Source organism: Niastella sp. sgz303648 (assembly GCF_059587045.1).
In genome coordinates, this window is sequence record NZ_JCAPSW010000007.1 from 438914 (window position 1) to 454964 (window position 16051).

At 43.3% G+C, this 16051-nt stretch carries 8 protein-coding genes; 4 read left to right on the top strand and 4 right to left on the bottom strand.

The annotated features are described in order from the left end of the window. Positions 1–53: 53 nt before the first annotated feature. Together AC59IL_RS22260 and AC59IL_RS22265 are read left to right on the top strand one after the other, a co-directional pair. Complete coding sequence (locus AC59IL_RS22260; protein ID WP_496554403.1) at positions 54–1871, top strand: ABC transporter ATP-binding protein; 1818 nt, start codon at positions 54–56, stop codon at positions 1869–1871. Between the two features lie 280 nt (positions 1872–2151). Then, entirely contained in the window at positions 2152–4263 is a 2112-nt protein-coding gene (locus tag AC59IL_RS22265) for a S9 family peptidase (protein WP_496554404.1), read from the top strand. Between the two features lie 307 nt (positions 4264–4570). Here AC59IL_RS22265 and AC59IL_RS22270 read toward each other — a convergent pair whose 3' ends face one another. Both AC59IL_RS22270 and ileS read right to left on the bottom strand, forming a co-directional pair. Further along, complete coding sequence (locus AC59IL_RS22270) at positions 4571–5482, bottom strand: TraR/DksA family transcriptional regulator (RefSeq protein WP_496554405.1); 912 nt, start codon at positions 5480–5482, stop codon at positions 4571–4573. A gap of 4 nt (positions 5483–5486) precedes the next feature. Beyond that, positions 5487–8978, bottom strand: coding sequence for an isoleucine--tRNA ligase (gene ileS, locus AC59IL_RS22275; protein ID WP_496554406.1), 3492 nt, complete (start codon positions 8976–8978; stop codon positions 5487–5489). A 2197-nt stretch (positions 8979–11175) separates the two neighbouring features. Between ileS and hemN the strand changes: the two genes are divergently transcribed. Then, entirely contained in the window at positions 11176–12690 is a 1515-nt protein-coding gene (gene hemN / locus AC59IL_RS22280; protein WP_496554407.1) for an oxygen-independent coproporphyrinogen III oxidase, read from the top strand. Between the two features lie 74 nt (positions 12691–12764). Here hemN and AC59IL_RS22285 read toward each other — a convergent pair whose 3' ends face one another. Next, the gene (locus AC59IL_RS22285) at positions 12765–13292 is read right to left on the bottom strand and encodes a CopD family protein (RefSeq protein ID WP_496554408.1); all 528 of its coding nucleotides are present in this window, start codon (positions 13290–13292) and stop codon (positions 12765–12767) included. A gap of 207 nt (positions 13293–13499) precedes the next feature. After that, positions 13500–14528: a ferrochelatase gene (gene hemH, locus AC59IL_RS22290; protein WP_496554409.1), complete on the bottom strand. Its 1029-nt coding sequence runs from the start codon at positions 14526–14528 to the stop codon at positions 13500–13502. A 177-nt stretch (positions 14529–14705) separates the two neighbouring features. Between hemH and hemA the strand changes: the two genes are divergently transcribed. After that, positions 14706–15944: a glutamyl-tRNA reductase gene (hemA, locus tag AC59IL_RS22295; protein ID WP_496554410.1), complete on the top strand. Its 1239-nt coding sequence runs from the start codon at positions 14706–14708 to the stop codon at positions 15942–15944. Positions 15945–16051 lie beyond the last annotated feature (107 nt).

The following is a 16051-nucleotide window of genomic DNA, read 5'->3' on the forward strand; positions in this document are numbered from 1 at the left end:
ATACCCGTAAAATTAGTTACTTTGCACCGTTTACTCATTATTTTAACTGATTCATGAAGCGATTTTCAAGGATTTTCTTTTATCTGCGCGACCAGAAGGGGAAAATTGTATTATACGTAGTATTCAATCTGTTATCCATCATTTTCTCCCTGGTTTCGCTGGCAATGCTGGCCCCTTTTTTAAAACTGTTATTTTCCAAAGAACCACCACTTACCGTAAGGCCACCCTGGGTTTTTAATTCTGATGGGTTAATGGTTCAATTAAAATATGGACTATCCTACCTGATCATCCATTATGGATATTCACAGGCCCTGATAGCCATATGTATTACGATCATAATATCGATATTATTTAAAAATCTGTTTTTATACCTGTCGTACCGCACGCTTATTCCCATGCGTAACCGGGTAATGACCAATTTCAGGGAAGACCTGTACGATAAGATACTGATATTGCCGGTAAGTTATTTTACCGACCAGCGCAAAGGTGATATGATGTCGCGCATGAGTAACGACATGAACGAAATTGAATGGTGCGTCATTGGCACCCTCGAAGGATTGATCAAAGACCCGTTGAATATCCTGATCGTTCTGGTCGCCCTTATTTTTTTAAGTCCGATGCTATCCCTCATTATGCTGGTGTTGTTGCCCGTAGCCGGATTTATTCTTGGCCGTGTAAGCAAAAGCCTGAAAAGACAATCGGGCGATGCACAGGAACAGCAGGGTTTGCTGTTAAGCATACTGGATGAAACGCTGGGCGGCCTGCGGGTGGTAAAAGCCTTTAATGCCGAAAAGCTGATGCGCAATCGTTTTGTTGGCACCAATGGCCTGCTGAACAAATTACGTATACAAATGGCTTTCAAGCGCGACCTGGCTTCGCCCATGTCGGAGTTTTTAGGCGTAATGATCTTTTGCTGTATCCTTCTCATCGGCGGGTACATGGTATTTAATGGTAAAGGATTGGCGCCTGAAGCCTTCATCACCTATCTTACATTGTTTTACCAGATCATTCAGCCGGCCAAATCACTCTCCCAGGCATTTTATAATATGCGCCGGGGCGCTGCCGCCATTGATCGCATTGAAGAGGTACTGAAGGCGCCTCTTGCAGTTAAAGAAGCCGACAACCCCAAACAACTGGTTTCATTTAACAATAAGATCGAGTTCAAAAATGTAACCTTCAAATACGACGATGTAACCATTCTCGACAACGTCAACTTCACCATCGAAAAGGGTAAAACAATTGCCCTTGTAGGATCATCCGGCGCGGGTAAAAGTACCCTGGCCGACCTGGTGCCCCGTTTTCATGATGTTACAACCGGCGAGCTTTTGATCGATGGCATTAACATTAAAGAATATTCGCTGTTATCGCTGCGCGACCAAATGGGCATTGTTACGCAGGAACCCATTCTGTTTAATGATTCCATTGCGTCTAACATTGCTTTGGGCAATCCCGTTGCCAACATCGATGAAATTGAGCAGGCAGCCCGCATTGCCAATGCACACGACTTCATCATGAAAAAAGACGAAAATTATCAAACCAATATCGGCGACCGAGGCAGTAAGCTCAGCGGTGGTGAGCGTCAGCGTGTAACCATTGCCCGCGCTGTATTGAAAAATCCGCCCATTCTTATCCTCGACGAAGCTACCTCTTCGCTCGATACCGAAAGCGAACGGCTGGTACAGGATGCTATTAACAAGATGATGGAAAACCGCACCAGTATTGTAATTGCGCACCGGTTAAGCACCATTCGCCACGCCGATGAAATAATAGTATTACAAAAAGGAAAGATCGTAGAACGCGGCACGCACGATGCACTGCTTTTACAAAACGGCTTTTATAAAAAGCTGGTTGATATGCAGGAAGTGAAATAGTTGCCAGTAACCGGTTACCGGTAACCAGATCCCGGTTGCCAGTAACATGGTGCTTGTTACCTGTTACAGGTTACAAGGTACAGGTTACAGGGCTGCCCCATTTTAGCCTTGTAACCTGAAACATGGAACTTTCAACAATTGGTGGCCGCATTCCGGAAACCCGTAACAGGCATCCGGCAACCGGGAACCGCTTTCCAGCCATCAACCAATCCAACCATTCAGCGATCATACAATTTTCAAATTTTCAAATTGGCTAATTTTCAAATTAAACTACATGAATATGGCTGCTGCTAAGGGTATGGTATTGCCATGCCTGCTACTGATTGTTACTGCTGTTAAGGCACAAAAACAAAACTTCACTTTTGAACAGGTATTTAAAAATGCCGAAGCCAATGTTACCAAACCACTGCCTGCAATAAAAGGCTGGGTCGACGATACACACTTTTTACTGATTCAAAAAGAAGCCGATGGCAGAAGCTCTACCTCAATGGTTGATGTAAAAACAGGCAAATCGGTTCCCTATCCCGGTATTGAGCTACCCGACCAGCTAAACCCTTCAGTGGCCATTAATGGAGGCATCAATATTACCTTTTCGCCCGATAAAAAATGGGCCGCCTACACGAAAAAAGACAACAACCTATATGTGACCAATGTGGCTACCGGTAAAGAAACAGCCCTTACCACCGACGGTTCAGCCACCATTTTAAACGGTTATGCATCGTGGGTGTATTATGAAGAAATTCTGGGCCGCGCCAGTCATTATAAAGCATTCTGGTGGAGCGCCGACAGCAAACACCTGTGTTTTATGCGCTTCGATGAATCGCAGGTGCCTGTGTTCCCTATTTATGTGGCCGAAGGACAGCATGGCTACCTCGAAAATCAGCGCTATCCCAAAGCCGGCGATAAAAACCCACAGGTAAAAATTGGGATCGCCACAGTGAATCCCGGTGAAATTATTTGGGCCGATTTTAATGAGCAGGACGACCAATATTTTGGCACCCCTGTTTGGGCGCCCAACGGACAACTGTGGGTGCAATGGATGAACCGCCTGCAAAACAACCTGAAGTTTTATAGCATCGACATCAGCAAGGGCAACAAGCAGGAAGTGTATGATGAAAAACAACCCACTTGGATAGACCTTGACGAAACAGAACGCATCACCTTTCTGGCCTCGGGCAAAGGATGCATTGTAAAAAGCGATAAAGACGGATGGGAAAACCTGTATTACTATAACACAAACGGCCAGCTGTTAAACCCTGTTACCACCGGTAATTTTTGGGGTACCAGCATTATTAAGATAGATGAAAAGGCCGGCGTACTGTATTTCAAAGCCCGTAAAGAAAATTCGGCCCGCTTTGATTTGTATAAAGCCGCATTGAACGGAAAAGGCGTAACACGCATGAGCTTTGGCGATTACAGTCATGATATGATCAGTATTTCGCCCAATGGCAGTTATTACATTACTACCTACTCCAATTTAAACACACCGCCTGCCATGGCGCTGGCCGATAGTAAAGGGAAAGTAATTCGTGAAGTAGCCAGCAGCAAAGGCAGCCTGTTCGATAATTATAATCTGCCGAAAAACGAATTAACGTATGTAAGAAGCGCCGATGACGTTTTCGATCTGCCGGTTAACATTACTTACCCTATCAATTTCGATCCCGCCAAAAAATACCCGGTACTCATAAGCATTTACGGAGGACCCAATGCCGGTACGGTGTACGACCGCTGGAAGCCCGCCGGCTCACCGGCACAATGGTGGGCGCAGGAAGGAATTATTCAGGTTTCTTTCGATAACCGCAGCAGCGGCCATTTTGGTAAAAAAGGATTGAATTACATCTACCGCCAGTTAGGCAAATACGAAATTGAGGATTATATGGCCTGTGGCCGCTGGTTGAAAAAACAACCCTGGGTCGACAGCAACAAGCTATGCATCACCGGTGGCAGCTTTGGCGGTTATATGACCTGCATGGCGCTTACTTACGGGTCGGATGTGTTTTCGTACGGCATTGCCAATTCATCGGTTACCGACTGGCAGTTTTATGATACACATTATACCGAACGGTTTATGACAACCCCTCAGGAAAATCCTGATGGGTACAAGGCCACCAGCGTATTAACGTATGTTGATAAATACAAAGGGCTGCTTCGTATTGTACATGGCACTACCGACGATAATGTGCATATGCAAAACAGCATTGTGTTTATAAACAAACTCGAAGATCTTAAAAAGCATTTTGAATTGATGTTATATCCCGGCGAGAGGCATGGCATCAGCGGATTGAAGGGATTGCACAACCGGCTTGAATCGTATAAATTTTATTATCAGTATTTGCTCGAAAAGCCCATGCCTGCGTCATTTTGGGCGCCTGAGGCGCAGAAAGGGTTTTAAGCAGTTTATGGTTTGAAGTTTGTGGTTTGTGGTTCTTTCGGTGAATCTTGCCGTGCAATTTTGATCCTGTTAAACAGTTAGGGTGTTGGATCTTTTACAATGAAACTAAAAAGCGCGGCAGCAACCACAAACCTCAAACTATAAACCAGAAACACAATATTGCGCGGCAGCAACTACAAACCATAAACCACAAACAAAAAGCCCCATCGCTTGACGGGGCTCAATTATTTTTTCGATTGGCTGCATACGAATACAATTCCACATTCTGTGGATTGATAACCAACCGATTATTTAAAGCAGCTAATGATTATTTATTCATCATCTGCTTGGCTTCGATACTTAGCGTGGCATGCGGAACAGCACGTAACCTGGCTTTGTCGATCAATTTGCCGGTAACACGGCAAATACCGTACGTTTTGTTTTCGATGCGCATCAGAGCTTTTTCAAGGTGATCAATGTAATTGATCTGGCGACTGGCCATCTGGGCCAGCTGCTCCCTTTCCATACTCATACTGCCATCTTCCATTGTCATGTAGCGATTTTCGGTTTCATCGCCACCCATTTCATCCTTGCGGGTGATTAAACCCTGTAAATAAGCCAGTTCTTTTTTTGCCTGTTCCAATTTTTTTAAAATCAGATCTTTGAACTCGCTCAATTCGGCATCACTATATCTCATGGTTGGTCCTGTTTGAATGTTATCTGGTTGATCTAATACTGATTTAGTAAATTCCGGTTCGTATTTGCGTACTGTTTTTGTTTTTATTTCCGGAACCACCACTTTCAATGGTTTTGGCGGAGCTTCCGGTTTTTTAGGTGGTGGCGGAGGTGGCATTACCGGTTCATGTTTTTTAACCTCCACTTTAACCTCAGCCGGCTTTTCAACTTTAACAGGAGCCTCAACTGTTTTCTTTACTTCCTTATCTATGTGTTTGGTTTCTATATGCCTGGTTTCTACATGTTTGGCAACAGGTCTGGCAGTAGTTGCAGGATGAGCAGGTTTAGCCGGTGTTTTGGTAGCAGCATGATGAACAGGTTGCGGTTTGGCCGGGGCCTTCTTTTCAACCGGATGGGCTGCTTTTTTTGCAACAGGCTTCGATTCCTTTTTAGCAACTACTTTTTTTGCAGCAGCAGGTTTGGCTGCCCCGGCCGCCGGTCGGGCGGGCTTTTTAGGGGCAATCGTTTTTTTTGCTGGCTTGGCCGCCTTTTTCTTGGTTGCCATACTTTTACGCTTTTTTTGTAACGAACACTTTTAATGGAATATCGTTCACTTCAATTTCGGTGCCATCTGGTAATTCGGATACTAATTCAAGTTTATCTGCCAAAATTTCGGCGCAAATATAATTATTAAACTGTGCTATCGATTGCGTCAATTCCTGGTGTTCGGTTACCTTAACCAGTATCCTGTCAGTGAGCTCAAAGCCACTGTCTTTGCGGATTTTCTGGATACGGTTAACCAGTTCGCGGGCATTTCCTTCGGATATTAATTCTGGGGTAACGGTCACGTCCAAAGCCACGGTGAGAACATCTTTATTGGCCACCATCCACCCGGGGATATCTTCACTGGTGATCTCTACTTCATTAGTCTGTAATATTAAGGGTTCGTTCTCAATTTGCAATGAAATAGTGCCATCTTTTTCCAATTTTGTAATGTCTTCCTGGGTAAACGCTGCCAAAGCGGCCGCTACAGGCTTCATTTTAGCTCCCAGCTTCTTACCTAATGCCGTATAATTGGGCTTTATCTTCTTTTTTATAAATCCGTTGTCTTCGGTTAGGTATTCTATTTCCTTGATGTTCACCTCGCTCTTTATCAGGTCCTCTATCTTGCCTATCTGCGCCCTCATTTCCTTATTTAACACGGGCACCAGTACCTTTTGCAGGGGCTGACGCACCTTTATATTCACTCTCTTACGCAGTGATAATGTAAGAGAGGAAATATCCTGTGCAAGTTGCATGCGCTCCTCTAATAAGGCATCAATAGCCGCCGGATTACTAACGGGGAAGTCGGTATGGTGTACCGATTCGGCTTTATGCCTGCCGGTAACCGCATTCAGGTTCTGGAACAGCGCATCGCTGAAGAACGGCGAAATGGGCGCCATCAGTTGCAATACGGTTTCGAGGCATTCGTATAGTGTTTGATAAGCGCATACTTTATCGTGTTCATACTCGCCTTTCCAGAAACGACGGCGGCATAACCGTACATACCAGTTGCTAAGATGTTCATCCATAAACTCTTCTATGGCGCGACCGGCCTGGGTAGGCTCATAATCGTCCATATACTCCGTTACCTTTTTGATAAGGGTATTTAAAGAAGACAGGATCCAGCGATCTATTTCAGGCCGTTGGTCAAGCGGTATGTATGCTTCTTTGAAGTTAAATCCATCTACATTGGCATACAGCGCAAAAAACTGGTAGGTATTATATAATGTACCGAAGAATTTACGCTGTACTTCTTTTATGCCCTCAAGATCGAACTTCATGTTCTCCCAGGGCGAGGCATTGGTGATGAGGTACCAGCGGGTAGCATCGGCGCCAAACTGTTCAATGGTTTTGAAAGGATCAACCACATTGCCCAGCCGCTTACTCATTTTGTTGCCGTTTTTATCGAGCACCAGTCCGTTCGAAACGCAGGTTTGGTAAGCTACTGAATCGAACAACAAACCGGCAATGGTATGCAGGGTATAAAACCAGCCACGGGTTTGGTCAACCCCTTCGGCAATGAACGAGGCGGGGAAGTTTTTGTTAAAGGGTTCTTTAAACGGTTGCGGATGACCGGCTTTCAGCTTGTCGTAATCAAGTCCCCACTGGGCATAAGGCATGGCACCGCTGTCGAACCAAACGTCAATCAGGTCGGGCACGCGTTTCATGGGTTTTCCCAACGGGCTCACCAGCACGATATCATCTACATAAGGTTTATGCAGATCAAGGATGCCTTCGTGTAAATAATTTTTATTGATGTCGCCGCCCAATTCCTCACTTGCTTTGCGTATTTCGGCATTCAGTTCTTCTATTGAGCCGATGCATTTTAATTCATTGCCATCTTCAGTTTTCCAAACCGGAAGAGGCGTTCCCCAAAAGCGGCTGCGGCTCAGGTTCCAGTCAACCATATTTTCGAGCCAGTTACCAAAGCGGCCTTCGCCGGTTGTTTTTGGCTTCCAGTTGATGGTTTTATTCAATGCTACAAGCCTGTCTTTCAGGGCGGTAGTTTTGATAAACCAGGCATCTAACGGATAGTATAACACCGGCTTATCGGTACGCCAGCAATGCGGATAATTGTGCTCGTATTTTTCGACTTTAAAGACGCGGTTCTCTTTTTTCAGTTTTACGCAGATGTCTATGTTTACATCTACATAATCCTTTTCGTCTTTATAATTCTTTACATAACGGTTGCTGAACTCGCCCAGGCCGTCAACAAATTTGCCCTGTCGGTCAACGAGTACCAGCTTTTCGAGCTTACCATATTTATTGATGCCAGTAAAGAATCCGAGATTGTATTTGCTTCCAACCCTAAAGTCGTCTGCACCAAAATCGGGGGCCGTGTGAACGATACCTGTACCATCTTCAGTGGTTACAAAATCGCCGGTTAACACCTGGAAGGGTTTTGCATCGGGTGTAAGCCCTTTGATCGACTTTAATGAATTGGCTTCAAAAGGAAGCAATTGTTCATAATTACAACCTTCTATCTGTGCACCTTTGAACTCGGTTAAAATTCTCCAGGGCAGTATTTTATCGCCTTCTTTGTATTCATCAAAACCGGTATTCTCGCCTTCGGGCTTAAAGTACTTACCTATCAGGTCTTTGGCCAGCACTACGTTTACCAGCAAATGAGTATATGGGTTGAAGGTTTGCACCAGTACATAGGTAATGCGAGCGCCTACGGTTAAACCCAGGTTAGATGGCAGGGTCCACGGGGTGGTAGTCCAGGCCATGAAGAAGGGTGAATGGTCAATGGTCAATGGTGAATGAGAACCCTCAGGGCTGGCATTCTGTGTTTTGCGTTCTGCGTTTTGCGTTCCGCGTTCCGCTTCTTCTATGGCTTTAAATAAAAATTCTGATTTCTCATTCCGCACAGCTTTAAACATCGCTACTGCTGAGGTATCCTTTACCATTTTATAGCAACCGGGCTGGTTCAGTTCGTGCGAGCTTAAACCGGTTCCGGCTGCCGGAGAATACGGTTGAATGCTCACGCTTTCGTACAACAAACCCTTTTCGTACATTTTGCTCAGCAGCCACCATAGGGTTTCTATATATTTATTATCGAAGGTGATATAAGGATCATTCAGGTCGACCCAGTAACCCATTTTTTTGGTCAGATCGTCCCACTTGTCTTTATACCGCATTACGGCCTCGCGGCATTTCTGGTTATATTCTTCAACCGAAATTTTTTTGCCTATATCTTCTTTGGTAATTCCCAGTTCTTTTTCAACGCCCAGTTCAATAGGTAATCCATGGGTATCCCAGCCGGCTTTGCGGTTTACCTGGTATCCGCGCATGGTTTTATACCGGCAAACCAGGTCTTTCAGTGTGCGGCTGATAACGTGGTGAATGCCGGGCATACCGTTGGCACTTGGGGGCCCTTCATAAAATACAAACGGGGTTGCGTTGTTACGAAGCGACACGCTTTTTTCAAATGCCTGATTTTCATTCCATTTAGCTAATATCTCCTGTTCTATTACAGGCAAATTCAATTTCTGAAACTCTCTGTAGTTAACTGCCATATTATTCAGGTAAATCTGTTAAAACACGTTTTCATGGTTCCCGCAAATTATGCCTAAAACCATGCGAATTCGCACGAGCGAAAAGATTGCAAAGGTACTGAAAAGTTGCCGCACTGGCCTTAAACAGCCGGGTGTGTTCATGCTGAAAATTCCCGGATAGGATATATGCCTCAGGCATATGAGTTGGGAATGAACGGGCTCCTGTAGGAAACTCCTGCAATGCTGTTCCCCGATGATTGATTATTGATATTATAGTAAAGCGTTCCGGTGAAGCCACTTGCGTCTCTTAAACACACTGCAACGGTACAAAACGTTTAATGATTTATTGTGCTGTTAGCTATGGAAAATGGGTACGCTGCTATCGTTCTTTTATGAGCCTTGCACACAAATAACAATTTTTTATAATAATATAAAGGCGGGGTTCTGAAGTATATAATTTATTATCAATCTGAGACATTAATATCGAAGAAATACTAAGGAAACAATCGATTTTGCTGAAAATCTACGTGTAAACATGTACATTATACGTTACTTTGATGTATAATCGTTAAAACGAATTGAAGTTTTTTAACAAATAGCCATTTTTTCACCGGGGTTTTTCCACATTTATGGCGTTTGGCATAATTTATGGAACTATTTTAGTGCTCTTTGCAATAACGGTGAAAATTTACAGATGTAAAAAAGTGTGACAGACAGTGATTTTTGGTATGATATTTTCTAAGTAATAAGCCCTGTCACATCTCCTTAAGAAGTTTCACTTCACAGGGAATACACTTTGAAATTAATTTAGTAACTCATTATATGAAAAACCTTTTCTACGGTTTAGGGTTTAGGGGTTAAAAAGGGGAGTAGTCCTGCTCCCCTTTCCTTTAAAATTCTAAAACAAAGGAAAGGTTTTTTCTTTTTATACCTTCTTGTGATCCGTTACCTCCCGTTTTTAATCTCTGGTAAAGCCTGTGGAAAACCATCCAGGGCGCAAGTGCTGCCTGCTGACTTAACAGCCCGTCTCCGGGAAACTAAAAAGACATTGGTGACCCCGTATAGTTAAAACCTCCGGTGTGGAGGTTTTTTTAGTGATCTGCCCTTTCTTCTTCAGCGAAAAAAATTGACCCGCAACGACTTCTCTGATAGCTATTTTATTTTTTAGTAACGCAATTGAAGAATTAAACGATAACAAAAAGTTTATAATGATCGATTCAATCAATTAAATCATCAATTTGAAGGATTTTGTACAGGCACAAAACTTCAAACAACATATTTAAAGGATCAAGTGACCGGTTTAAAGTTTGAAATGATTGATCCAATCAATTAAATGATCATGCTGAAGAATTTTGTATAGGCATAAAGCTTCAAAAGGCATATTTAAAGCATCAGGATGACCGGTTTGAAGTTTGAAATGATCGATCTAATCAATTAAATCATCAATTTGAAGGATTTAGTATAAGCACAAAACTTCAAACAACATATTTAAAGGATCAAGTGACCGGCTTAAAGTTTGAAATGATTGATCCAATCAATTAAATGATCATGCTGAAGAATTTTGTATAGGCATAAAGCTTCAAAAGGCATATTTAAANAGTGACCGGCTTAAAGTTTGAAATGATTGATCCAATCAATTAAATGATCATGCTGAAGAATTTTGTATAGGCATAAAGCTTCAAAAGGCATATTTAAATGATCAAGATACCGGTTTGAAGAATTGACTCTTTCTAAATGATCGCCAATTATTTTTTGATCAGGATCACCTAAAAGTTATCAACAAACCATTCATAATATGTAGAAAAATTGCCTCAATTCTACACAAACCGCCTCCCTACTCTTTTCATAATAGAAAGCAAATCATTGAATTACACAATCCTATAAATACATAATGAAATTCAACAAATTTTATGCCCAGGCATTACAGAAGACCAGAAGTCAGAATAATGTATGAGCGCGTAAACGTTGACCAGATTAATCAATGCAAAGCACTCCGGTACGGCAAGACCAAAAGTGAGGTAGACCCGGAAAACCGGAAGAAACCCAACCCAGGTTATTCTCTTTCGGACTTTGCTGACTTCCCGACTCTTTAGAACTTTCCTGACTTCCCGACTTTCGGACTATTATTCAGTAAATGACCAAAATCATCCGGCATACTAAACCAGGTCACCTGAAAAAACGCGGGGGGTAGATAGTTTTGCGCCCAATACCAGCCCGTATGATCATTGATACCACTTTACTGAGTAAATACAATGTGCCGGTTCCGCGGTATACCAGCTACCCTACCGTTCCTTTCTGGCACGAACAGATCGATGCACACCAATGGCAATCGGTTTTTCAGCAACAGTTTCAAATAGAAAATCATCGCAAAGGCATCAGCGTTTATATTCATCTGCCCTTTTGCGAAACGTTGTGCACCTACTGTGGCTGCAATAAAAAAATAACCACCAATCATTCGGTTGAAGAAGAATACCTGCAGGCAGTTATTTCCGAGTGGGGCCTGTACCGGCAATTGATGTCTGCAGCACCGGTTATTCGCGAAATGCATTTTGGTGGCGGTACACCAACATTTTTTTCACCCGCTAACCTGCAAAAACTGGTAGAAGCCATCCTTAAAGACTCAATTGTTCACCCCGAACATGAATTCAGTATTGAAGGGCATCCGAATAACACTACGCTTCCGCATCTTACAACCCTTTATAAAGCTGGCTTCAGGCGAATAAGTTTTGGGGTACAGGATAATGATCCGCAGGTACAGCGCATCATCAACCGCATTCAGCCCTTTGAAAATGTGCAACGGGTTACGGAACAGGCGCGCACAGCTGGATTTACCGCCGTGAACTTTGATCATATTTACGGACTGCCTTTGCAAACCACACAAACCATTGAAAAAAGTATTTTACAATCGCTGCAATTACGGCCCGATCGCGTAGCTTTTTATAGTTATGCGCATGTACCCTGGACCAGTCGCGGTCAGCGTTTGTTTGATGAAAACGATCTGCCGGGCAGCGACCTGAAAATGGAATTGTATCAAACAGGCCGGCAGTTATTTTTAGATGCCGGTTACACCGACATAGGCATGGACCATTTTGCGTTACCAGGCGACGCGCTGCATCATGCCTGGCAAAACGGTACCCTGCACCGGAATTTTATGGGCTATACCACACAACACAGCGGTATGCTGCTGGGTCTTGGCGTATCGGCTATCAGCGATGCAGGCATTGCTTTTGCGCAAAATCATAAAACATTGGGTGATTATTATAAAAGCATCCGGGAGCAGGTGAATAGAGTGAACCGCATTGAAACAAAGGTGAGCCAATCAGAACCAGCGATTAGCCCCTCCGGAGCAAGTGCAGGCCATCTACCAGCCGGTGAACTTTCATGCTGTCCGTCAAAAGCGGGTGATGCTCTTAGTGAGGATGCGCCTTTACCACCGGTAACCAAGGGATATTTTCTGACCAAAGAAGATGAAGCCTTTCAAAAATATATTCTGGATGTTATTTGCAGGGGCACAACAGTATTTCAGGCCGAACACCTGCCATTGCTTCAACAATACACTTTTTCTGAATTAACGGCACTGGAAGCCGACAAACTGATCAGCTGGAATGAACAGGGTTTACAGGTAACCAGTCTGGGCCGTCATTTTCTGCGGAATATTTGTAAAGCGTTTGATTTGCATTTGCTGAGAAAGCAATCGGCTGGCAATACGCCGCTCTTTAGTAAAGCAATCTGAGCAATTTTGAGATTTTGAGATTTATTGATTTTGAGATTTAAATCCAGAAATCCCGAAATCTCAAAATCCCGAAATCATTTACGGTTTCGTAGTATTTTGTAAATCTTAATCGCGCTCATCAACACAATTACAAATAATATAAGTCCTGTGAGTCCCCAAACCACACTCATATTTTGTTTTACAACCGCCAGCATTACAATAGCTACTAAAAATATGGTGGCCACCTCGTTCCATATGCGCAGTTGTTGTGAAGAATATTTGAATATGCCTTTCTTTTGCTGTTTGTAAATGGCGTGCAATGTAAAATGATATGCATATAATCCTGCCACAAAAAACAATTTGATCAGTAACCAGTCGGGCAGCACGCCGAGCAATATCCACATCCAGGGACCAAAAATAAGTGTAAGGATAGCCGAAGGCCATGTTATACCAAACCATAGCCGTTTGATCATGACCGAAAAATGATCGCGGAGTATACTTTTTTCAGGCTCATTTTTTTCACCGGCTTCGGTATTGTATACAAAAAGTCGTACTATGTAAAACATACCGCTAAACCAGGTAACTATAAATACGATGTGAAGCGCTTTAATGTAATTGTACATGCGTTATGGTAAATGGTGAATGGTTAATCGTGAAACGGTCCCGCCCTGCGGGATAAAACGACAAGCGTAAAACGTGAAACGGCAATCGTTTATCAATCGGCAATTGACACTTTGCAATTTGCAATACATCCCGAACTTTGAAGTGTGGCTTCATTTGCCCATTGCCTATTGCCCATTGTCTTTTGCCTGATTTTCTTACATCATATATCATGCATCAATACTACGCACCCATCCCGCAATCGCCTTCACCCACAGCGGATGCACATTCATACAAGGGATCAACGTGAACGATTCACCACCAGCCTGCAAAAAAGTTTCTTTACCCTGCATAGCCATTTCCTCCAGGGTCTCAAGGCAATCACTGACAAAAGCAGGACAGGCAACCACTAATTTTTTTATGCCTTGTGCAGGAAATTCAACCAGCCGTTGAACAGTATAGGGTTTTAACCATTCATCCCTGCCCAATCGCGATTGAAAAGAAAAACTGAACTTTTGCGCAGGTATATTCAACATAGAGGCCATTGTTTTGGTCGTGTGAAGGCATTGATGCCGGTAGCAGTAGCGGTGCGCCTCGCTGCTTACTTCACAGCAGTTATTTACTTTTAAACAATGTTGCCCTGTAACATCTGTTTTATGTATGTGCCGCTCCGGTAAACCATGGTAGCTAAATAAAACATGATCGTAGGACTGCTGAAGATAAGGACGCATACTTTCTGCCAATGCATGCAGGTAAGAGGCATCATCATAATATGGCGGAACGATCGTTAGTTTAAAAGAATATTTTCTTTTTGCATGTATTTTTTTGGCATATTCTACCGCCGTTTCGTAACTGCTCATGGCATAATGCGGGTACAGGGGAACAAGCACCACTTCTTCAAGATCGGGAACCTTTTCAAGCAATTCGTCGTAAGCTGTCCACGGAGCAGGCGCCCCATATCGCATGGCCAATGCCACCGGCTCTGTAACCTGTTGTTGAAGGGCCTGCTGCAATTGCTTACTGATCACCATCAACGGTGACCCATCTTTTGTCCACACAGCGGAATAAGCATGAGCCGATTTGGATGCCCGGAAAGGAGTTATAATGCCTTTAACCAAAAGCAACCTGCTTAAATACGGCATATCAATAACCCGTTCATCCATTAAAAATTCGTTCAAATAACGACGCACATCTTTTACCTGGGTTGAATCGGGCGAGCCCAGATTCATTAATACAACCCCTCTTTTTGTTGTAGCCATAATTTAATTGATTGCAAAAGTAATGATAAAAAAGAGAGGGTTTTTACGGCCTGAAGTTCCTCACCCGGCCACATGAGGATAATCATACGCTAAAATGACACTCAAATGACACACATTTTAGGAGTTTGAGAACCCTGAAAGTATTTTTGCAGTGTCAATATTCTGAATAACATATTCATGCACGGACACAGTACCAAAGACATATCTAAGTTTTACATAGCCGGGATCAATTACAAAAAGACCGATGCTGTGATCAGAGGTCAGTTTGCAGTGAGTAATGATCAATACGCTACCCTACTTTCGAAAGCCGCAGAATTTGGTTTACATGAACTTTTTGTATTAAGCACCTGTAACCGTACCGAAATATTTGGTTTTGCCGAAAGTGCCGATCAGCTTATCAACCTCCTATGTACCCAAACCGAAGGAAACGCAGCAACTTTTAAACAGTTGGCATATATAAAAAATGGCCTCGATGCCATTGAACACCTTTTTTCGGTAGCCGCCGGATTAGACTCCCAGATATTGGGCGATTACGAAATTGTAGGGCAGATAAAACAGTCTGCAAAATTCTCCAAAGAATATGGTTTTATCGACACATTTATGGAGCGCCTGGTGAACTGTGTGCTGCAATCGTCGAAGGCCATTAAAAACCAAACCAACCTTAGCGGCGGAACAGTATCGGTATCATTCGCCGCCGTTCAATATATTAAAGAAAAAGTAGCTGACATCGCCGGCAAAAAAATATTATTGCTCGGCGTTGGTAAAATCGGCCGCAATACCTGTAAGAACATGGTCGATTACCTCGATGCCGATCATATCACCCTCATCAATCGCACCCATAATAAGGCCGAGGAATTGGCAGATGAGCTTGGCCTGCATCATGCTCCCTTAACGCAGCTGGCCCAAAAGATCGAAGAAGCAGATATCATTCTGGTTGCTACCAATTCAACAGAACCCACTATAAAGAAATCGCACCTCGAAGGCAAAGGCGAAAAACTGATCATCGACTTATCTGTTCCGTTCAATGTAGAAGAAGCAGCGCAGGAGTTACCCAATGTGCACCTGGTGAATGTAGATGAGCTGTCGAAAATGAAAGACGAAACTCTGCAAATGCGCGAAGCCGAAGTACCCAGGGCGAAGAACATTATTCAGGAACATATTGAGGAGTTTATAGAATGGTTCGACATGCGCAAGCATGTGCCGGTATTCAAAGCCGTAAAAACCAAATTAAAAGAAATTCAGACCTTTCCGTTATACATACAACTTGCTCCTGAAACATCATTTTGCCAAACCATAAATGCCGACGAGAAAATTCAACGCGTGATCAATGGCATGGCTTCAAAAATGCGCCAGAGAAACCAGCGTGGCTGCTATTATATTGAAGCTATCAACGAGTTTATCGCTAAAGGGAACTGATTGGCGTGAATGGTGAATGGTCAATGGTGAATAAATACCGTTGATTAGGCCATTTTTTACTGCAGGGAACACCGGGTCGAAGAAGAAAAATTTATTCTTTTAACTCT